Annotated in this window: 20 protein-coding genes and 1 pseudogene; 6 read left to right on the top strand and 15 right to left on the bottom strand. The window is 62.7% G+C overall.

The window, feature by feature from the left end:
• Window positions 1–151: 151 nt before the first annotated feature.
• The 10 genes from HMPREF2690_RS02760 to HMPREF2690_RS02715 form a co-directional block, all read right to left on the bottom strand.
• Entirely contained in the window at window positions 152–916 is a 765-nt protein-coding gene (locus HMPREF2690_RS02760) for a chymotrypsin family serine protease (RefSeq protein ID WP_070820115.1), read from the bottom strand.
• A 136-nt stretch (window positions 917–1,052) separates the two neighbouring features.
• On the bottom strand, window positions 1,053–1,505 hold the full coding sequence (rplI, locus tag HMPREF2690_RS02755) for a 50S ribosomal protein L9 (RefSeq protein ID WP_070422053.1): 453 nt from the start codon (window positions 1,503–1,505) through the stop codon (window positions 1,053–1,055).
• Window positions 1,506–1,553: 48 nt separating this feature from the next.
• Window positions 1,554–2,180, bottom strand: coding sequence for a single-stranded DNA-binding protein (locus HMPREF2690_RS02750; protein ID WP_070422054.1), 627 nt, complete (start codon window positions 2,178–2,180; stop codon window positions 1,554–1,556).
• A 52-nt stretch (window positions 2,181–2,232) separates the two neighbouring features.
• Complete coding sequence (gene rpsF / locus HMPREF2690_RS02745) at window positions 2,233–2,529, bottom strand: 30S ribosomal protein S6 (RefSeq protein ID WP_070422055.1); 297 nt, start codon at window positions 2,527–2,529, stop codon at window positions 2,233–2,235.
• Between the two features lie 194 nt (window positions 2,530–2,723).
• Window positions 2,724–3,698 carry a hypothetical protein gene (locus tag HMPREF2690_RS02740; protein ID WP_070820114.1) on the bottom strand — a complete coding sequence of 325 codons (975 nt, stop codon included), beginning with the start codon at window positions 3,696–3,698 and terminating at the stop codon, window positions 2,724–2,726.
• Between the two features lie 101 nt (window positions 3,699–3,799).
• A complete protein-coding gene (locus tag HMPREF2690_RS02735) occupies window positions 3,800–4,177 on the bottom strand; it encodes a hypothetical protein (protein ID WP_070422057.1) in 378 nt (125 codons plus the stop codon).
• Between the two features lie 22 nt (window positions 4,178–4,199).
• Entirely contained in the window at window positions 4,200–4,388 is a 189-nt protein-coding gene (locus HMPREF2690_RS02730; RefSeq protein ID WP_070422058.1) for a hypothetical protein, read from the bottom strand.
• Entirely contained in the window at window positions 4,385–5,917 is a 1,533-nt protein-coding gene (locus HMPREF2690_RS02725) for a glycosyltransferase family 87 protein (protein WP_070820113.1), read from the bottom strand. Before HMPREF2690_RS02725 ends, HMPREF2690_RS02730 begins: the two co-directional genes overlap by 4 nt.
• Before the next feature lie 4 nt (window positions 5,918–5,921).
• Window positions 5,922–8,147: a transglycosylase domain-containing protein gene (locus HMPREF2690_RS02720; RefSeq protein WP_070484995.1), complete on the bottom strand. Its 2,226-nt coding sequence runs from the start codon at window positions 8,145–8,147 to the stop codon at window positions 5,922–5,924.
• A 102-nt stretch (window positions 8,148–8,249) separates the two neighbouring features.
• A complete protein-coding gene (locus HMPREF2690_RS02715) occupies window positions 8,250–8,612 on the bottom strand; it encodes a DUF5318 family protein (protein WP_070422103.1) in 363 nt (120 codons plus the stop codon).
• 101 nt (window positions 8,613–8,713) lie between these two features.
• Here HMPREF2690_RS02715 and HMPREF2690_RS02710 point away from each other — a divergent pair, with 101 nt between their 5' ends.
• Complete coding sequence (locus HMPREF2690_RS02710; RefSeq protein WP_070820112.1) at window positions 8,714–9,676, top strand: universal stress protein; 963 nt, start codon at window positions 8,714–8,716, stop codon at window positions 9,674–9,676.
• A 10-nt stretch (window positions 9,677–9,686) separates the two neighbouring features.
• Window positions 9,687–10,151 carry a hypothetical protein gene (locus HMPREF2690_RS02705; protein WP_070422061.1) on the top strand — a complete coding sequence of 155 codons (465 nt, stop codon included), beginning with the start codon at window positions 9,687–9,689 and terminating at the stop codon, window positions 10,149–10,151.
• Here HMPREF2690_RS02705 and HMPREF2690_RS02700 read toward each other — a convergent pair.
• From HMPREF2690_RS02700 to HMPREF2690_RS02690, 3 genes are all read right to left on the bottom strand, one after another.
• Window positions 10,126–11,025: an oxygen-dependent tRNA uridine(34) hydroxylase TrhO gene (locus tag HMPREF2690_RS02700; protein WP_070816714.1), complete on the bottom strand. Its 900-nt coding sequence runs from the start codon at window positions 11,023–11,025 to the stop codon at window positions 10,126–10,128. The two genes, HMPREF2690_RS02705 and HMPREF2690_RS02700, sit on opposite strands and share 26 nt — an antisense overlap.
• Before the next feature lie 10 nt (window positions 11,026–11,035).
• Window positions 11,036–11,377: a helix-turn-helix domain-containing protein gene (locus tag HMPREF2690_RS02695; RefSeq protein WP_209273055.1), complete on the bottom strand. Its 342-nt coding sequence runs from the start codon at window positions 11,375–11,377 to the stop codon at window positions 11,036–11,038.
• 65 nt (window positions 11,378–11,442) lie between these two features.
• Window positions 11,443–12,936 (bottom strand): DUF1846 domain-containing protein, encoded by a 1,494-nt coding sequence (locus HMPREF2690_RS02690; protein WP_070820111.1) that lies wholly within the window; start codon window positions 12,934–12,936, stop codon window positions 11,443–11,445.
• Between the two features lie 77 nt (window positions 12,937–13,013).
• Between HMPREF2690_RS02690 and HMPREF2690_RS02685 the strand changes: the two genes are divergently transcribed.
• The 4 genes from HMPREF2690_RS02685 (at window position 13,014) to HMPREF2690_RS02670 (ending at window position 17,964) form a co-directional block, all read left to right on the top strand.
• The gene (locus HMPREF2690_RS02685) at window positions 13,014–14,594 is read left to right on the top strand and encodes an NAD(P)H-hydrate epimerase (RefSeq protein ID WP_070820110.1); all 1,581 of its coding nucleotides are present in this window, start codon (window positions 13,014–13,016) and stop codon (window positions 14,592–14,594) included.
• Window positions 14,587–15,558, top strand: coding sequence for an NAD(P)-binding domain-containing protein (locus HMPREF2690_RS02680; RefSeq protein WP_070485005.1), 972 nt, complete (start codon window positions 14,587–14,589; stop codon window positions 15,556–15,558). Before HMPREF2690_RS02685 ends, HMPREF2690_RS02680 begins: the two co-directional genes overlap by 8 nt.
• Window positions 15,559–15,915: 357 nt before the next feature.
• On the top strand, window positions 15,916–16,770 hold the full coding sequence (locus HMPREF2690_RS02675) for a hypothetical protein (RefSeq protein WP_070771146.1): 855 nt from the start codon (window positions 15,916–15,918) through the stop codon (window positions 16,768–16,770).
• Between the two features lie 81 nt (window positions 16,771–16,851).
• Window positions 16,852–17,964, top strand: coding sequence for an MFS transporter (locus HMPREF2690_RS02670; RefSeq protein WP_070820131.1), 1,113 nt, complete (start codon window positions 16,852–16,854; stop codon window positions 17,962–17,964).
• 52 nt (window positions 17,965–18,016) lie between these two features.
• Here HMPREF2690_RS02670 and HMPREF2690_RS02665 read toward each other — a convergent pair whose 3' ends face one another.
• Both HMPREF2690_RS02665 and HMPREF2690_RS02660 read right to left on the bottom strand, forming a co-directional pair.
• Window positions 18,017–18,664, bottom strand: a complete 648-nt coding sequence (locus HMPREF2690_RS02665) for an ABC transporter ATP-binding protein (RefSeq protein ID WP_070450720.1) — start codon at window positions 18,662–18,664, stop codon at window positions 18,017–18,019.
• Window positions 18,664–18,908, bottom strand: a pseudogene (locus HMPREF2690_RS02660) (ABC transporter permease); the annotation flags it as partial. The pseudogene HMPREF2690_RS02660 and the gene HMPREF2690_RS02665, both read right to left, overlap by 1 nt.

Raw genomic sequence — 18,908 nt, 5'->3', positions numbered from 1 at the left:
AGATAAGCCGTGTTCACGCTGAAATTTCCGCAGCTCCGCGATGACACTGGCAAAATCGGTGTCGGTGCTATTGCGTTCAGCGTGTGGCATGTCAACCCTTTCGTATTTCTGACACCGTAGCCCGCAATGAAGCGCCCGGCAAGAGTAGCTTTTACCGCAGACCTGCTGGCAGTGGCGTTGCAGCATCTGCCGCGACGAGGATCCCGTAGGCCGCGCCGGAGATAATCCCGACGATGTTGGTGCTGCCGTCCGGATTCACGGTGTACAGCGGGGAGCCCGAATCGCCCTGCAGCGACAGGATCATCACCGCGATCTCTCCGGTGCGCGGGTTCACGTTGAGCACCGGTCCGCAGGTGCGGGAGGTACGTGCGCCGTCCTTGCACACGATCTGGCCTTCGCGTACCGACGTCACCGGCGCGCGCCCCGCCACACGCCGCGTGGGGTTGACGAACTGCGCGAACTGGCTCAGACCGTGCAGCGCACCGATGAACGGGATGTCGATAAACCCGCCACGCATGGCGTGGGCATCGGTGACGTGGCGGTCCATGCGGAACCAGGCGACGTCCTTCAACTCGCCGCCAAGGGTGTTGTCGCCCTCGAGCTCGAAACCTGAATCCTGCAGGTTGCTCGCGATCGGGGTTCGCGCATCCGCCGCCAGCACCCGCACCGCGTGCGCCCCACCGATCGGGGCGAGGCAGTGACCGGCGGTGACGCCGTACATCACACCGCCCCGGTACGCGATGGAGTTCAACGTGCAGCCGTACTTCTCCCCATCGCTGTACTCGATGCGAATGCTGTCACCCGCATACATGGCCAGTGCTTGGGCTGGGGTGGCTGCCATGCCAAGCACGCCCGCTGCTGCGACGGTGAGGGACAAAACGGTGTTGCGCACCCGGCGCAGGCGGGAAGAGATCATGGCGAGGATTCTTCCACACCTTCAGGCATGCAAAAAGCGCGGGCCCCACTCCTCACAAGTGGGACCCGCGCTACAAGTGCTGTTGTCGTTGGACTGCTGCGTGCTGTTCTGACGCGCAGTCGTCGTCAAGCGGTGCTTATGCGCTTACGACCTCGAAGTTCACCTTGCCCTCCACGTCGTCGTGGAGGTTGACCTTGACCTGGTAGCCACCGGTCTTGGTCACCAGGCCCTTAGGCACGGTGATGCGGCGCTTGTCCAGGTTCGGGCCGCCGGCAGCCTTGACGGCGTCGGCGATGTCGGCAGCCTTCACGGAGCCGAAGAGCTTGCCGTTGTTCGCAGTGCGAACGGCAACCTTGACGCCGGTGAGCTGGTCGAGCTGGTCGCGCAGCTCCTTGGCGTGATCCAGGTCGCGGACCTGGCGCTCAGCCTGAGCACGCTTAATGTCTTCAATCTGCTTCTCTGCGCCGCGGGTAGCCGGGATAGCCAGGCCGCGCGGGAGCAGGAAGTTGCGTCCGTAACCGTTCTTGACCTCGACGACCTCGCCAGGTTCGCCAAGCTTCTCGACGGCAGCGGTGAGGATCAGCTTCATAATCCTAACCTTCCTTATGGTGAAAAATGCTTGATGTGTGGTTGTCGTTTAGAACGGTGGCTCATCGCCCGCGCCACCGAAGCCACCGGCCTCGGGTGCGGAACCCCACGGATCATGTGCAGGCTGCTGGGGCTGGTTCTGGCCGCCTTGGCCCTGGCCCTGGGTTTGGCCGCCGAAGCCGCCACCCTGGTTACCTTGGCCGCCGCCGAAACCGCCCTGGTTAAAGCCGCCCTGCTGCTGGTTCTGGCCGCCGAAGCCGCCACCCTGGTTGCCCTGGCCGCCGCCGTAGCCGCCCTGCCCGCCCTCACGCGGGTTGCGGTTGACGTTAGCCGTGGCGTACTTCAGGGACGGGCCGACCTCATCGACCTCGACCTCGAACACAGTGCGGTTTTCGCCCTCTTTAGTTTGGTAGGAACGCTGCTTGAGCTTGCCGGTGACCACAACGCGCATGCCCTTGGTCAGGGACTCTGCGACGTTCTCGGCCATCTGGCGCCAGCAGTTACAGGTCAGAAACAGTGCTTCGCCGTCCTCGAACTGGTTCGTCTCCCGGTTATACGTACGTGGGGTGGACGCGATGCGGAAGTTCGCAACCGCGGCACCGCTCGGGATGAAACGCAGTTCCGGGTCAGCAACCAAGTTGCCGACAACGGTAATCGGGGTATCGCCTTGAGCCATGTTTCGTGAACCTTCCTACCTGCTGATCGTGTGGTTGTAGAGCCTACCGGTCTTACTTATCGGTACGCAGAACCTTGGTACGAAGAACGTTGTCGTTCAGGTTCAGCAGACGGTCGAGCTCCTTGACCGTGTCAGCCTCGCAGTCGAGGTTCACAACGGCGTAGATGCCCTCTTCCTTCTTGTTGATCGGGTAAGCAAGACGCTTCTTGCCCCACACATCAACGTTCTCCACCTTGCCGTTGTCCTTGCGGACAGTCTCCAGGAACTTATCCAGGGACGGGGCAACGGTGCGCTCATCCTGCTGCGGATCGAGGATGATCATTACTTCGTAGTGACGCACGGACCTCATCACCTCCTATGGTCTTAGTCTGTTCGGCCATAACCCTTGTGGTCATGGCAGGAGGGTCGTTGCGTCAAGCAACCTGAACAGACTACCCCACGGTTTGCACTGCTCAAAACCCTGGCCGCGGGGATGACATGAAAGACTCCGCATTGCGGACAATTGGCCGGCAACCAATCGTTGGTGCAGACCAATGACTGATGTTAGAACGGCAACCCAGGCAGCGCCGGCAACTGCGGAAGCGGGATGCCCAACGACGGCCCGACCGCCGCAACCGCAATACCCAAAGCTGCGAGAACTCCGACCACAAGGCCCACGATCGCGAGCGGGGATACCTCAACCTCACCCTGAGAACTCAAACTGCTCAAGCCCGCCTCACCGCGCAGCGAGTCGATGTTCCAATTACGAACCTCGTCAATGCTGGTCGGGTACTTCACCTCTCGGTTGCCGCCGTCTGCGCAGGCAACCCGCGCGTTCATATCCACTTCGAGGTACGCCGTCGTTCCCCCGATGGCGAGTTGGACATCGTCGGCAGCCAAGAACGTTTTCCGGAAAGTCTTCAGATCGGACTGGGACAGGTTGCCCTGCACAACGAAGCTCTTCCAGGCAACGTCTTCAAAGTCCTGCCGGTTCACGCGCTTGCCCCGCACACGGTTCGCCTCCTCAACACCAAGTGCGCTGACCGGCCGCTCCGAGATGCTGCCCTGTTTGATGCTCGGCTTTACCGCCCACACCTCGACCTTTGTAAGTTCCTCGGTGAGGTGTTGTGCCAGCACATGCTCCATACCTACCTGCTGGAGGCGTTCCGTGTACCGCTGCTCAGTGCGCTTTTGAGCCTCTTTGGCGTCTGCGAGCCTGCTCGCGAGATTCTTCTGTGCCTCCACAAGCTCTGCAAGCGAGGGTTCTGCCCGGAACTCCCGAACGATGTTCTCTGTACCTGGGTACAGCACCTCAAATGCTTTCACCGCAGCGTTGGCGTACACCTCTTGTGTGCTGACGTTGGCCCAAGCGCTGTAGGTTGCCGCTTCCCGGTCGTTCAGCTTTAACGTGCAGATCCCGTTCGCCGCCAACACCATGGGCCCTTCATTCGGCCCGACAGTGGCGGCGACTGCCGCCGGGGCAAGGCCACCCGCGACCAGCGATGCGGCGAGCGGCAGGGTAATAATTCGACGGTTCAACGCGGGCTCCTTTTTAGCAACAGCAGTCCGGTATCGGACACGGTGCTTTCAGGATATTTTCACCGAGCAGAACCCGCAGCAAAACGCGAAAATCTTCGGTCTTAGCGGTCGACGTCTAAAACGAGGCCGTCCTTATCGATATCAATGTCGATTTCGCCGAACTCCACCTCGAAGTAGCCGTCATCGTCCCACTCCACTTTGGCCTTGCCATCCTGGGCGGCCTTTAAGACGTCTTGGACTTCGGCTTCGGTCACGTTTTCGTCGACAAGATCCTTGCGCGCCTCGTCCGAGTAGCCGGTCACAGCGGCTGGGAGATCCTCGGACACAGCGACTCCAGCGTTCGACGTTTCCGTCACCGTTTCGGGCGCGACGGTTTCAGTGACTGTTTCGGGCGCAGTCTCGCCAGAATCAGAACACGCCGCCACGGCAAGTCCTGCTGTGGCGGCGACTGTCAGGGCAACCATCTTCTTCGTAAGCATGGCCCCACTGTAACGACGAAGATCAGGTCGGGTTTGGCACCGCGACGAAAAGTGCGAGCGACACCGGGATGATCGTCATGAACACAAACGCAACCGCGCCGTAGATGATCGACTCTTTCTTGCGGCCCTTCGTTGCCATGTAGAACGACGCGCCGAACAGGGCAAACGCGATCAGGATAGAGACGATGCCGAGCACCGTTGCGGTGGTCATGGTTGCGTACTCACCGCCTCCGCCTCAGCCTCGGCGGGCTTAACGGGCTCGGGCGTGGGCTCGTCGATAAGCACAGGCTCTTTCCACTGCGCAGGCAGCGACATCAGCGGGTCGTGGCCGTTGTGCGCGTCGCGGACCTTGTCCGGGCGCTTGCCGAGCATTTGCTTGACGACGAGCACCATCACCGCCACGATAAACGCATCGCGCGCCAGGATGAAGATGTCCAGGAACCAACCCGGCACACCCATGTTGTCGTCGCCCATCATGTGCCACATCAGCACCGGCCAAACCATCATGTCCGCCACCATCCAGGACAGCAGCAGACGCCAGTACGGCAGTGCGAGGACCGCGGGAACCACGAACCACAGAGAGTACTGCGGGCTCCATACCTTGTTAAACAGCAGGAAGAAGCCGACGATGAGCACGATCAGTTCCGCAATGCGCGGGGTTTGCGGCGCACGCAGGCCGAGGATGAGGACGAACAGGCAGCCGAGCAGGAACAGGATCAGGGTGACGGCGTTGAGGATCACCGGGGCGCCCTCACCGGAGTCGAAGCCGGCCCACCCGAACTCGCGGGAGAGCACCGCGTAGATGGTGGTCCACTCCCAGCCGCGGTCGGTGTTGAGGCGGTTGAACTCGCTCCATGCGTCTGGGTAACGCAGGTACACCGGCGCGTTGACGGCGATCCAGGTGATGGCGGTGGCGCCGACCATCTTGAAGAACGGCACGAGGTCACGCTTGCGGATCGCCACAGTGAGGTACGCGCCGAGGATGAACAGCGGCCACAGTTTGAACGCGGTGCCCAAACCGACGAGCACACCGGCCAGCCACCACTTGCGGTTGCGCGCCGCGAGCATCGCTGCGACGGCGAAGAAGATCGAGGGGATGTCCCAGTTGGTAAACGCGTGGACGATCAGCAGCGGCGAACCGGCGACGAGCAGCGTGTCCCAGATGCGGTTGCCGGCAAGTTCCGCGACCATGCGGATGGTGATCACCCAGATGATGGACATCAGCAGTGCGGTGACGTAGAAGTACCAGCCGGATTCCGGCAGGAAGCTATCAGTCAGGAAGTAGGTACCGCGCGCGATCCAGGCGCTGAGCTGCTGGAACAGGCCAGCGAGCACCGGGTATTCCATGTAGCGGGTCAGGTCGTCTTCTACCCACGAGTAGGCGTAGACAAAGCCCGGCTGGTCCAGACCGCGTGCTCCGTAGAGCGGGATGATGTCGTTGTAGCAGGCAGCGACGAACTGGCGGTTGCCGTCCCAGTTGAGCTGCATGATGCCGTTGTCGTCCAGTTTGCCGCCAGCGCAGCGCGACTTCTGTAGTGCGCCGAAGGACAAGAAGATGTATGCGACGGCGATGATGGCGCGCAGCGGCGTCCAGAACCGGGCGCGGCCGATCTGGGCGAAGCGGCCCATTGGTCCGCCGAGGTAGTTCACCCAGCCGCGTGCCACCGGTTCGGTTTTGCCGGGCTGGACGCGGTCGGCCGGGTCCGGCCATGTGACGGTTGTTTGATCAGTCTGAGACATGCTGTTACTGGAACGCCTCCTGAACTTGGCCGATCACATCGTTGACAGCATCACGCAAGTCCGGCGCAGGCGCCGGTGCGGGAGCAGGTGCAGGTGCCGGTGCTGGCGCGGGAGCCGGTGCTGGTGCCGGAGCAGGTGCTTCGCTCGGAGCGGAAGATGCAGCCGACTCGGATTCGGTCGGCGCAGTCCCGGTAGCCGAGTTTTGGGTTGCCGGAGTGGAGTAGTAACCGCCCAGGCCAACGCCACCCTTGTAGGCGTTCACGCCCCAGTACACCGGGCTTGCCGGCTCGAAGTACTCAAAGTCTTGATCCGCCAGCTCAGTGTCCAGGAACTGCTTCCAGATTTGGGACGGGGTGTTGGAGCCGTACATGATGCCGCCCCACTCATTGAAGATGGCGGAGGTGTTGTCGGCGGTACCGACCCACACGGCCACAGCGAGCTGCGGGGTGGAGCCGACCGTCCAGGCGTCCTTGTTCATGCCGGTGTTGCCCAGCTGCGCAGTGCCGGTCTTTGCCGCGGACGGGCGGCCGCCAGCGAGCACCGCGTTGGAGTACGCCGGCACGGTCTGCATTGCTTCGAGGACGTTGTCCGCCACCTGCTCGGAGACGCGACGTTCGGTGTAGTTGCGGTCCACCTCGTAGAGGACCTCACCGTTGGCGTCCACAACCTTTTCCACGAAGTGGGTTGGGTGCATGGCGCCGCGGTTGGTCAGGGTTGCCACTGCGGTAGCCATGTCCAGCACGCGCGACTGGTACTGGCCCAGCACGATGCCTTCGTAGGGCTGGCCGCCGTTTTCACGCAGCGTTACAGGGATGCCCGGGATGGACTTGGCCACGCCGAGGGCATGCGCCATGTCGGCGGTGTCCTGGGTGGTGTTATCCAATTCGTCCTGGATGCGCAGGTACGCGGTGTTGGAGGAGGTGCGGGTGGCTTCCTTCATGGACAGCATGCCGCCGCCACCGCCGTCCCAGTTGGTCACGGTGATGCCGCCGGGCAGGGGCACTGGCGACGAATCAAACACCGCGCTGAGCGGAATACCCTGCTGCAGGGCGGCCGCGAGCGCGAAGATTTTGAACGTGGAGCCGGTCTGCAGGCCCGCGTTGGCGTAGTCCCAACCGCTGGCTTCCTCGCCGCCGTAGTAGGCGCGCACGGCACCGGTACTCGGCTCGATGGCAACGACGCCGGAGCGGGCGTCATCCTGTAGGTAGGACAGGCGCTGACGGGTGATCTCTTCGACGTTTTGCTGGGTGCCGGCATCGATCGTGGTGGTGATCTGCAGGCCACGGTTGGTCAGGTCGTCCTCGGTGATGCCGATGGTGGCCAACTCCGCCACAACCTGGTTTTTAATCAGGCCATTTGCGCCGGTTGCTTCCGTGTAGGCCGAGTAGGTGGCCGGGTCACGGGTCTCCGGGTAGTGGGCGGCCGCGCGACGCTCCTGGGTGATGGCGCCGGTTTCCACCATGCCGTCCATGACGTAGTTCCAGCGGCCTTCCGCGGCTTCGCGGTTGGTCCACGGGTCAAGCTGGCTCGGCAGCTGGATCGACGCGGCCAGGACTGCGCCCTCCTCCAGTGTGAGCTGGGAGGCTGGTTTGTTGAAGTAGGCGTGCGCTGCGGCTTCGATGCCGTAGGCGTTGCGGCCGAAGTAGACCGTGTTCAGGTAGGCGCGCAGAATGTCGGCCTTTTCCCACTGGTTGGTCATCTTCACCGAGTAGACGAGCTCTTTAGCTTTACGCTCGTAGGAGTGCTCGTTGCCCACCAGTGCGTTCTTCACGTACTGCTGGGTGATGGTGGAGCCGCCACCTGCGGATGCGTTGCCGGTGAGCTGCCCGATGGCGGCGCGAGCGAAGCCTGTCGGGGAGAAGCCGGAGTTGGTCCAGAAGTCACGGTCTTCTGCCGCAAGCACCGCGTTTTGGACGTCTTCGGGCACCTGGTCAAGCGGGATCTGCTTACGGTTGCCTTCCGGCGGGACGATGCGGGCGAGTTCCTTGTCGCCGTCGCGGTAGAAGATGTTGGAGATCTGCGCCGTTTCAATCTTGCCCGGCTCGGGCACCTCGGCGCGCGCGTAGCTCCAGAAGAACCACGCCAGCGGGATCGCCGCAATCATGGCCAAGAACAGCAAGAACGCGATAAACCACTGCCATGCGCGCGACCGTTTCTTGGTTGTGACGGTCGTTGAGCCGTTGCTTTTCTTCTTGGCGGTCGTGTCGCCGCCGTTGTCTTTATCTGACACTCGTTTTTCCCTGCGCAATTTGACTCGCGGCCCCCGCGGGGAGGGCGAAACCGCGAGCTACCTACTCGTTTTCTATGCACACCCTACCCGGCCAACGCGAAATCACACTACTGGTACTGCAGTGACTTCCTTTAACAGATGGTTCCACTTGCAGTCGCGGCAAACCTCCACGAAGTGGACGGTGATGGGGCCGACCTCGTGCACCATGCGGTCGATTTCTTCTGCGCTGCGGGCGGTGCCGGTGCGTCGGCCGAGTTTTTCGCTGTACACCCAGGTAATCTCCCGCAGTTCGGCGCCACAGATGGGGCAGGGTCGTGGGGATGCGGTGCCGTGGTGTTCGGCGGCGGCACGGAGGATGAAGTCGGCGTCGCAGGCGTCGTCGATACGCATGCGCCCTGCGTTGAGCTCGCGCAATGCGTGGCGACGACGCCACTCGTGCGACACCTCACCCTCATACACAAACATCTGCGCAATGGTAACGCCGTTTTCGGTGCGTCGCCGACGCCACATATGATGTTGATGTTCAAACGATTGCTAGCGACACTGCCACTTCGAGGAGCCACGACGTGAGCCACCACGCTGTATCCCCCGAGTCTGCACGCCTACCGAACACTGTCGATTCGGATGCTCCTCTCCGCGTTGCGGTTGGCTGGGACACCACAAGTAGCGAAGCCGTCGAGTTCGCCGCCTGGCTCGGCCGCTCCCTGCCGATGAAGGTGCAGGTCATGGCATCTGCGCAACTGCCGCCGATCCAGGCGCTGACAACCTCGGCGAAGAGCCGCAAGAAGCAGCTGAAGAAGATGCGCGAAGAGTTCCACAAACGCGTGGTCAATGAACTCGACGGGCAGATCCCGAAATCGCAGTGGTCCAAAGAGGTGGCCACGCTCAAGGACGGCAAAGATACCGTCCGCTCGCTTCTCGACAACGCCTTAGAGTTCAACGCTGACCTCATCGTCATGGGCTCCCGCGCAAAATCACCCAAGGGCCGACTACGCCCGTCCAGCGTTACGGACGAAATGCTCTACTCCTCCCCCATCCCCCTCGGGCTGGCACCGCGCGGAGTGAAGCTGTCTAAGAAGGGCATCACGCGCGTGACCTACGCCGTGGTGGACACCGACGGGAAGAAAGAGCCCGAGTTTTACGGCCTGGACTACGCCCCCGCCCTCGCGTGCGCGCTGCACCTGCCGCTGCGCATCATCGCGTTCTCTCCGACGAGTTACGACGAGCACGGCCCGAAATGGTACGAACGCACCCTCGGCATGCTTGACCACGCCCGCGACCGAGCCTGGGAGTACGCATGCGAACTCTCCCCCGACCGCCTCGACTATTTCGACGTGACCAGCTCCGTGTCCACCGGCAAGAGCTGGAAGCGCTCGATTGACTCGGTGAAGTGGCGCAAGGGCGACATCATGTGCCTGGGTTCGCAGCCGTCGCCGAATCTGCGCACGGTGTTTTTGGGCACGCTCGAAGGCGAGTTCATCCGCTACGCGCCTGTGCCCGTCATCGTCTGTCCGGAGGCAGCGAAGTAGGTTAGGGCGTATGCGCGACCATCCTGAAAACGACCTGCACTCCCCCGCCGACCGCTTCTCCCGCGTTCGCCCGGAGCCCCGTTCCTTTGATGAGTTGGCGGATGCCCCGGATCCGCTGGAGGTAGACCGGCGCAATAAGCGCTCCACCCGTCAGGCGATCACGTGGGCGCTGGGCACCGTTGGGGTGACGTTCCTGTTGGCGTTTGTGTTAGGCCTGGTCGCCCGCCTGCAGGGCGGGCCGCTGTGCAGCGACGGCGACGCCACTTGGCTGTGCACCCCAACCTGGCGCACCACCTGGGCTGTAGTCACCTCTCTCCCACCGATCGCCGGCCTGATTGGCTGCGCGGTGATCATGGTGCGCAAACTCAACCGCTACGAGCGCTGGATCCCGTGGATGGGCGTGTTCTGGATCCCGCTCGTGCCGTTCACCATGGCGTGGCTGATTCTGACTATTGGGATGCTGGCGACGATGTAGTTGCGCACTGCGCACAGTACGGGTTCTTCTCCCGGCAGGCCTCGCAGCTTAAGTACTGCTGGCGGCACTCCGGCTCGTTGGCGCAGTTGTAGAACTGGTTGGTCGCCTCCCCGCAGTGCACGCAGTGGCCGAGCTGGACGTAGTCCGGGTCGTCCGCGGAACCGAATTCGGTGTGCATGCGGTCGTCGAACACGTAGAGGGAGCCCTCCCACAGGCCGGAGTTGCCGAAGGCTTCGCCGTAGCGGACGATGCCGCCGTCGATTTGGTAGACCTCTTCGAACCCGCGGTTGATCATCAGGCTGGACAGCACCTCGCAGCGAATGCCGCCGGTGCAGTACGAGATGACCGGCTTGTCCTTCATCCAGTCGTACTTGCCGGACTCGAGCTCTTTGATGAAGTCGTGAGTGGTTTCCACATCTGGCACCACCGCGTTTTTAAACCGTCCGATCTCGGCCTCGCGGGCGTTGCGCCCGTCGAAGAAGACCACGTCCGGGTTGGCCTCCACGAACTCGTTGACCTGCTGCGGAGTGAGGTGTTTTCCGCCGCCGATCACACCGTTTTCATCAACCTTCAGCTCCCCCGGTGCGCCAAACGCCACGATCTCGTCGCGGGCTTTGACGCTGAGTTTCGGAAAGTCTTCGGCACCGCCTTCGGACCACTTGAACTCGATGCCTTTGAAGTACTCTTTGGTCTTCTTCGCGTAGGTTTTGCAGGCGCGGATGTCGCCGCCGACGGTGCCGTTAATGCCGTGTTCGGAGACGATAATCCTGCCGGTCAGGCCGAGCCCTTCGCACAGGTCGCGTTGCCACAGACGCACCGCGTCCGGGTCGGCGATGGGCTGGAACTTGTAGTAGAGCAGGATTTTGCTGGTCATGCCTGGCAGTCTACGTCGAGCGGGTCCGTTCTTTGTAGGCGTATACGTCGCGCGTGTACACGCGGCGGTGTGTACCGACTCTGTGGCCGGGCAGTGTGCCTTCGTCGATAAGCTTGACCACGTATGGACGAGACACGTTGAGCAGGTCAGCTACCTGCTGGGTGGTCATTTCATCTTCGGGGCTGGGTGGGCGCATGAGGCGCCCCTCCGCAAGATCCTCGAGCAGATCACGGATCCAGGCAGCGGTCTGTTTGGGTAGCGTGATTTCCTCACGCTGGTCAGCTCGGGCGGCAGCAATGCCGTCGTTGAGCTGAGCCAACGCGGTCTCCACCGGCGGTTGTTGTACAGGCATACAGGCGACCATAAACCACAAATACAACGAGCGGAGCCGTTTTAAAGAAGAAATCTAAGATTTTCTTAGCGTTTGTGGTACAGCCCTTTTCGCCAGTACTGCGGCTCAGACGTTGCAAGCACGCCAAGGTTGCGGAAAATGCCCTCGTCCACAGAACCAAGGATCGCCGTGATGTGAGCATCGCAACCACGAAGGGACTTCAGGTGCTCCAGCGCGAGCGCCGCGTCCGGGTTCGACGCCGCCGACACGGACAAGGCAATAAGTACCTCGTCGGTGTGCAGGCGCGGGTTGACCGAACCCAGGTGGCGGGTCTTCAGCGACTGGATCGGCTCGATGGAATCGGGGGAGAGCAGGTGCACATCGTCGTCGATACCCGCGAGCTGCTTCAGGGCATTGAGCAGCACCGCAGCCGAAGGTCCGAGCAGGTCAGAAGTCTTACCGGTGACAATGCGGCCGTCCGGCAACTCAAGTGCTGCACCCGGCTTGCCGGTCGCCTCCGCGACGTCGAGCGCAGGGGCAACCACAACGCGGTCCTGCACAGAGAGATCCGCCTTGCGCATCACGTTCATCACACGATCGGAGATGGAGGAGTCGGAGCCGGTGCGGCGTTCGTCGACACGCGATGCAAAGTAGCGGCGAATGATTTCCTGCTGGGCGGCGTGGCGGCAGGCCTCGTCGTCGGAAATGCAATAGCCCGCCATGTTGACGCCCATGTCGGTCGGGGACTGGTACGGCTCGGTGCCCGTAACCTCACGCAGCAGCGTCTTCAGCAGCGGGAAGACCTCAATGTCGCGGTTGTAGGAGGTGACCTTCTCCCCGTAGGCGTCGAGGTGGTACTGGTCGATCACGTTGATATCGTCCAGGTCCGCGGTGGCCGCCTCGTAGGCTAGGTTCACCGGATGGGAGAGCGGCAGGTTCCAGATGGGGAACGTCTCAAACTTGGCGTAACCTGCGGCAATGCCTCGCTGGTTCTCGTGGTAGACCTGCGACAGACAGGTGGCCAGCTTGCCGGAGCCAGGTCCCGGCGCGGTCATGACAATCAGGTCGCGGGAGGTTTCCACATAGTCGTTGCGGCCAAACCCTTCCTCGCTGACCACCTTGGCGGTGTCGTTGGGGTAGCCAGGGATCATGTAGTGGCGCGACACCTTCAGGCCAAGGCGGGAAAGACGCTCGAGGAACGCCTCCACGGTGCGGTTGTGGCCGTCGAGTTGGGTGCACACCACATTTTCGACGAGGAATCCGCGGTCGCGGAACACATCCACAAGACGCAGCACGTCATCCTCGTATGTAATACCCAGGTCCGCGCGCACTTTTTGGCGGATGACATCACCAGCGTTGAAGCAGATGACAATTTCCACTTCGTCCTTGATGCGGTCAAGCATGGCGATTTTGTTGTCCGGAGTGAATCCGGGGAGAACACGGGAGGCGTGGTTGTCGTCGAAAAGTTTGCCACCCATCTCCAGGTAGAGTTTGCCGCCTACCTCGGCTCTCCGCGCTTGGATGTGCTCGGACTGCATTGCAATATATTTTTCGCGGTCAAAACCGGTCGTGTACGGCATGCGCGCAATTCTATTGCTTTGCTGCGACACCACGCACCCCGCTACCTCCACACGGTGGTAGCGCTACGGTGGCAGGCATGTTTTCCTCCACGTTTACCGCCGACCAGATCCGAGCTGCGGATGCACCCCTGCTTGCGGCGCAGGAGTTCGAGGACCAGTTGATGCAGTCCGCGGCCCACGCCGTGGCGGAGGTAGCCAACGTGATGCTCGCTGAAGGTACTGAGGCACGCGCCCGGGTGCTCGTGCTTGCAGGGCCTGGCGGCAACGGGGGAGACGGCCTCTACGCCGGCGCGGAGTTGTTGCTGGCAGGCCACCGGGTGGATGCGGTGTTGCCCACAGGCTCGGCGCAGGAGCGTGCCCTGCAGGCGTTCACGGCAGCCGGCGGGGTAGTGCTGGAGAACCTCCCGGAACAATGGCAGGACTATGCCCTGGTTATCGATGCGATGACGGGCATCGGCGCGACCGGCGAGGTACGCGAGAACCTTCGCCCCGCAGTCGAGTTAGCCAACGCACTCAACGCCCAAGTGCTGGCCGTGGACGTGCCCACCGGTGTGGAGGCCGACACCGGCTGGGCAGGGCAGTGCCACGTCAACGCCGATGTGACGGTCACCTTCGGCGGGTTGCGCCGCGCCCACGGGCTGTCGCCAGCGTGCGGGGTGCAGTTGCTCGCCGACATCGGATTGCCGGGCAAGCGCCTGCACGAAACGCTCGGCGACCAACTCACCTTGTGGGCAGAGGATGGCCCGCCGCTGTTGATTGCAAATCGGGCGGTGCTGCCGGAGCAGAAGTGGACCGAGCAGAAGTGGCCCGACGGGATACAGACCCTGTGGCAGCCTCCGCTCCAAGACATCGCGCCAGGGCCTGAGGACGACAAGTACACCGGCGGTGTGGTCGGCATCCGCGCAGGCAGCGATGGGTATCCCGGCGCGGCTATCCTGTCTACTGCGGGCGCGGTGAACGCCACACCGGCGATGGTGCGCTACGCCGGCCCGCAGGCGGTGGAGGTGGTGCGGGCGCATCCGGAGGTCGTCGCTACGCACACGCTCCAGGATGCTGGCCGGGTGCAGGCGTGGGTGTTTGGGCCGGGCGCGGGCACCGACGAGGCTGCGGCGGCGGAGTTGCGGTGGGTGCTCGGCCAGGAGGTGCCTGTGCTTATCGACGCCGACGGCCTGACCCTCCTCACCCAACACCCCAACCTGCGCGAACAGGTGGCCAAGCGCGAACAGATGACGGTGCTGACCCCGCACGACGGCGAGTTCGCCCGCCTACGCGAGGCGGCCAACGTGGGGGAGAGCGACCGCATGGCCGAGACCATCGCGCTGGCCGCCGCGCTGCAGTGCACGGTGGTACGCAAGGGGCGGGTGACGGTGATTGCGCACGAGGGCGACCCGTACACGGCGTACGCGATCGACGCGGGGCATTCCTGGGCGGCGACTCCGGGATCGGGCGATGTGCTCGCGGGCATTGCGGGCGCGCATCTGGCGCTCATGCATGCCAAGCGGCTATGGGAGGAGGTCGCACTCGCCGGCGCGGTGGCCGTGCACGCTTTGGCTGCGAAACTGGCCGCTGCTACTGCGTACGGTGACGCGACGGCGCCAGCGAGCCGGATCGCCGAGTTCATCCGCCCCGCAACCGCGAAGATGCGAAATGATGCTTGATGCGGTCGTGATCGGCGGCGGCCAGTCCGGCCTTGCCGTGTCGTATTACCTACGCAAATACGGCGTGAACTTCGTGGTTTTGGATGCCGCCGACGCTCCCGGTGGGGCGTGGCCGAACTACTGGGACTCGCTGACGCTGTTTTCGCGCGCGGAGTTTTCCAACCTGCCGGGTTGGCCGATGCCTTCGTTTGATGGGTATCCGCCGCGTGATCATGTCATCGATTATTTAACGCGCTACGAGGCCCGCTACGACCTTCCCATTCGCCGTGGGCAGCGTGTGGAGCGTGTGCTTATCGACGACACTGGCTTCACCATCCGCCCCCAAAACCTCCACGCCCGCAACGTGGTGGTTGCAACCGGGATCTGGTCTGCGCCGTTCGTGCCGTTTGTGCCGGGTGAGTTCTCGGGCAGGCAGTTGCACTCGGCGCACTACACGCGACCGGGAGATTTCGCAGGCCAGCGCGTCGCGGTCGTCGGTGGCGGTAACTCGGGTGCCCAGATCACGGCGGACCTCGCGCTAGCCGGGGTAAAGGCGCAGTGGCTGACACGTTCTGCACCGGGTTTCATGCCGGACGACGTGGACGGTTCCACGCTGTTTCGCCGCAATCGTGAGCGCCTCACTGCGATTGCGAAGGGGGAGCCAGATCCGGGCGGGGTGGACTTCGGCGGAGAGATCGTCGTCGTACCGGAGGTGCGCCGAGCGCGCGACGCCGGCCTGCTTCAGGCGCGTCCGATGGTGGGTTCGCTCGACGAGGTGGACGCGGACGTGATCATCTGGGCAACCGGGTTTCGACCGGCCCTCGGGCCTATCCGCGGGCTGCCCCGGGACACGCATGGTTTGTACGTGTTGGGGTTTGACAACATCAACGGACCGGGTGCCGGAACGATTCGAGGGGTGAGCCCGTTTGCCCGCGATATTGCGGCTCGGATCGCCGATTCTTTTGGCGCACACCGTCGCAGGTAAGCACGCTTCGACAAAATTACATAGGTGTTATTTAGGCCTTGACGTGGAAAAATAGCCCTTTTCGGGGATACATTCACCTTTTCGTTACATGAGAGTTTCCTGAGTAGCACTAACTCAGCTTTCTCCAACCAGCACGTACGTTAATTAAGCACGGACTGGCCCGTACTTGAGACGCAGGTCACCCTACTCACGAAGGGTGAATAGTTGGACATCTGCGCTACGCTTACTTATGTGTTAAATAAACGGAGGATCGCAGCGCTTGCCCTGACAGCTACTACAGCAGCGGCTGCCACTGCCGTGCCCTCCGCCGACGCGGCCACTGTAGGCAAGCCCATTAACGGCGTGTGCTCATTGCAAATGAGCATTGCAGAAAAGGATTTCGCCGCAGCATTGCCGCGAGACCTTAGGAGCCCCCAAGCGCAGCAAAAACAGCAGTGGACCAACGCCTTCGAGGTAGCGTTCCCGGAAGCTGCGCCCATCGCACAAGAATTCCTCGAAGCATTCAACGGCCCATACTTCAGGCAGTTCCATGCCAACCGCAACGCTGAAACCGCCCGTTGGGAAGACCGCATCGCTACTGCCGCAAATGTAGATCCGGCAGGCGCAAAGTGGTACTTCACCGAAATCATTAACAGCGTGCTGGTATCCAGTGAAGACGGACTGGCGCTGGATCATGTTGAGTTCTGGCGCGTTGTGGATGACGCCCTTGAAAGTGGCACCATCAGCGCCACTGACCCACGCGACATTTACCCCGCTTTCCCACAGGAAATTAGCGACAGGCTTCTCGAGGGCGCTCTGGCAGACATGCCGGCAGACCAGCGCAAAAAGTGGGTAAACGCGCACGCCTCGTCCAAGGAAGCCATCGGCTCGGTCAATGCGGCACAGTTCCGCGATGCCTTCAAGAAGGCACGCGAGGCCTGCGCCAATGGTGGCGGCTCGGTCACTCTGCCCGTCGCTCCCAAGCCGACCACTCCGTACGACGTGCCACCGGTACAGCGCGGCAAGGACAAGCCTGGCAAGACCACAGAGCCGTCCACGCCGACTGAGTCGAAGACCACCACCAACATCAGCGTTGACTTCTCCACCTCGGTTGAGCGCCAGAAGAACGAACCACAAGCGTCGATGCCTGTCGGTGCGATCATCGGCATCGTCGTCGCTCTGTTGACAATCATTGGTGGCGCTGGGGCAGCATTTGTCATGGGCGGGCGATAGGCGTAATTTGGCGCGGTGTCCAACACCGCGAAAACCCCCCAGAAAACCCCGGGCCAATTCCCCTTCGTACCACTGGCGGCGATGAGTTTCGCCGCCTTTGTTTATGTCACTTTCGAGATGTTCTCGGTGGGGCTCATCTCCCCGATGGCGCGAGACCTCGGCGTCTCCGAAGGCCAAATTGGCCTCCTCATGAGCGTCTATGCGGGCTTGGTCGCAGTGGTGACCATCCCGCTGATCCACTTCACACGCAGCGTCAATAGGCGTCCGCTGCTTATCGCCACTCTGGTGTTTCTCCTCGGCGGGATCGTGCTGCAGGCAACAGCCAGCAACTACTGGATGCTGGTGGCCGGGCGCGTCACCGCAGCATTTACACACGGCGTGTTCTGGTCGCTGGTCAACCCGATGGCGGCACGCATCGCTCCCGCCGGGCAGACAGGTAAAGCGGTGGCTGCGGTGTCCATCGGCTCTACCTTGTCGCTGGTTGCGGGCTCGCCGCTGACCACTGCGTTGGGCACGATGATCGGCTGGCGGGCATCCACGTGGGTGCTTGGCGTAGCGACGATCGGCGCGCTGGTCACCCTGATCGCCACCCTGCCAAGTCTGCCGGCGGTGCCACCGGCGAACAGGGCGAAGGCGACGAACACGAAGTCCGCCATCCCTTCGCTTGTGGTGTACGTGCTGCTCGCGGTGACGGGTATCTTCTCCACCTTTACGTACTTGGCGCTGCTGGTGGAAGGCACCGCCGGCCACGCGTATGTGCCGTTCGGCGTGTCCCTGTACGGCATCGCGGGCTTGGTCGGCATCACGATCGCCGGCCGGAGGGTGGATAGCCGAATGATCCGGCTCAATGCCCTGGCCGCTGCCGTGATGGTGGTGTCCGCCATCGCAGGTTTGCTCGCGCTCGGTGCCGGAAGCGGCCTAGGCATGTTCGCGGTGATCGCCGTGTTCGGCATGGCCGCCGGTGCGCTGCCCACGGTGGCCACCACCATCTTCTTGCACGCAGGCCAGCGCAACCAGGACCTGGCAAGTTCGGTGTACGTGGTCACGTTCCAGGTCGGTATCGCATCCGGTTCCGCGGTTGGTGCTGCGGTGGTGGATGCGGGCTACTTGTCCGGCACCCTGATCTCTACCGGTGTGCTCGGCGCGCTGGCGTTTGCGGTGCTGGCGCTGTGGTCGCGCAGGCTCCTGCGCTAGCGCCAGCGATTGAAGCACCAGACATACAAACCCCAGACATATAAGCGCAGTCTTATGCGTAGACCGGGGTGCGTGCGTTGACGCCAACCTCGAAGACCTCGTCTCGCGGATTGATCAGCGAGCGGTCGTGGGTGACAAACCCGCAGGCAATGTTGCGCTCTTCAACCAGGTCACGCAACAATTTCACAATCTCTTGAGAGCGGTCGTGGTCGAGGGCGGCGGTGGGCTCGTCGGCAAGCAAAAGCTCTGGCTCACCCATCAACGCGCGGGCGATGCCGACGCGCTGGCGCTGACCGCCGGAGAGTTCGCCCATACGGCGATCGCCAAGACCCTCGAGGCCGACCTTGGCCAGGAGCTCATCGGCGCGGTCCGGGCGTGGCTTGATGCCGCGGATGTCGTCGGTGACCAGCAGCTGGTCGCGAACGTTGAGCGCGGCGATCAGGTTGGCTTGCTGGAAGATCATGCCGATCTTGTCGCGGCGCACATCGTTGTTCACCTCCACGCCGTTGAGGGTGGCGGTGCCGGAATCCGGTGTGATCAGGCCCGCGGCGACGGAAAGCATGGTGGATTTTCCGGAGCCGGACTCGCCAACAATGAAGGTCAGCTCGCCGGGCTTGGCGGTGAAGTTCATGTTGTCCAGCACGGTTCGCATTTCCTGGCCGTCCTGGAAGGCGACGGTGACATTTTTCAGTTCAAGCATTATGCGGCACCTCCAAGGGCCTGCTGCGGGTTAACTTTTGTAATGGAGCGGGTGGCAATCAGCGCGCCGACCATGCCGAGCGCCCAGATGGCAACTGGCGGGGCGACGGCGGTGAGTGCGGTCAGGGAGAACGGTGCAGCGCCCTGCATCGCCAGCCCGAGGCCGAAGGCGACCACGCCTCCGATCAGCGCACCTGCACCGAGCAGCACCGCGGACTGGCCGAGTGCGTCCTTGAGCAGGTACT

It is taken from the genome of Corynebacterium sp. HMSC034E11, assembly GCF_001835905.1.
Taxonomy (GTDB): Bacteria; Actinomycetota; Actinomycetes; order Mycobacteriales; family Mycobacteriaceae; genus Corynebacterium; species Corynebacterium coyleae.
The sequence above is the reverse complement of the archived record's forward strand: the minus strand, read 5'-3'. Positions and strand labels throughout refer to the sequence as shown.

Bases quoted from the DNA above. Each gene is read 5' to 3' on its own strand.
- HMPREF2690_RS02760 (WP_070820115.1), bottom strand. From the start codon at position 916: ATGATCTCTTCCCGCCTGCGCCGGGTGCGCAACACCGTTTTGTCCCTC.
- rplI (WP_070422053.1), bottom strand. From the start codon at position 1,505: ATGAAGCTGATCCTCACCGCTGCCGTCGAGAAGCTTGGCGAACCTGGC.
- HMPREF2690_RS02750 (WP_070422054.1), bottom strand. From the start codon at position 2,180: ATGGCTCAAGGCGATACCCCGATTACCGTTGTCGGCAACTTGGTTGCT.
- rpsF (WP_070422055.1), bottom strand. From the start codon at position 2,529: ATGAGGTCCGTGCGTCACTACGAAGTAATGATCATCCTCGATCCGCAG.
- HMPREF2690_RS02735 (WP_070422057.1), bottom strand. From the start codon at position 4,177: ATGCTTACGAAGAAGATGGTTGCCCTGACAGTCGCCGCCACAGCAGGA.
- HMPREF2690_RS02730 (WP_070422058.1), bottom strand. From the start codon at position 4,388: ATGACCACCGCAACGGTGCTCGGCATCGTCTCTATCCTGATCGCGTTT.
- HMPREF2690_RS02725 (WP_070820113.1), bottom strand. From the start codon at position 5,917: ATGTCTCAGACTGATCAAACAACCGTCACATGGCCGGACCCGGCCGAC.
- HMPREF2690_RS02715 (WP_070422103.1), bottom strand. From the start codon at position 8,612: ATGTTTGTGTATGAGGGTGAGGTGTCGCACGAGTGGCGTCGTCGCCAC.
- HMPREF2690_RS02705 (WP_070422061.1), top strand. From the start codon at position 9,687: ATGCGCGACCATCCTGAAAACGACCTGCACTCCCCCGCCGACCGCTTC.
- HMPREF2690_RS02700 (WP_070816714.1), bottom strand. From the start codon at position 11,025: ATGACCAGCAAAATCCTGCTCTACTACAAGTTCCAGCCCATCGCCGAC.
- HMPREF2690_RS02695 (WP_209273055.1), bottom strand. From the start codon at position 11,377: ATGCCTGTACAACAACCGCCGGTGGAGACCGCGTTGGCTCAGCTCAAC.
- HMPREF2690_RS02690 (WP_070820111.1), bottom strand. From the start codon at position 12,936: ATGCCGTACACGACCGGTTTTGACCGCGAAAAATATATTGCAATGCAG.
- HMPREF2690_RS02685 (WP_070820110.1), top strand. From the start codon at position 13,014: ATGTTTTCCTCCACGTTTACCGCCGACCAGATCCGAGCTGCGGATGCA.
- HMPREF2690_RS02680 (WP_070485005.1), top strand. From the start codon at position 14,587: ATGCTTGATGCGGTCGTGATCGGCGGCGGCCAGTCCGGCCTTGCCGTG.
- HMPREF2690_RS02675 (WP_070771146.1), top strand. From the start codon at position 15,916: ATGAGCATTGCAGAAAAGGATTTCGCCGCAGCATTGCCGCGAGACCTT.
- HMPREF2690_RS02670 (WP_070820131.1), top strand. From the start codon at position 16,852: ATGAGTTTCGCCGCCTTTGTTTATGTCACTTTCGAGATGTTCTCGGTG.
- HMPREF2690_RS02665 (WP_070450720.1), bottom strand. From the start codon at position 18,664: ATGCTTGAACTGAAAAATGTCACCGTCGCCTTCCAGGACGGCCAGGAA.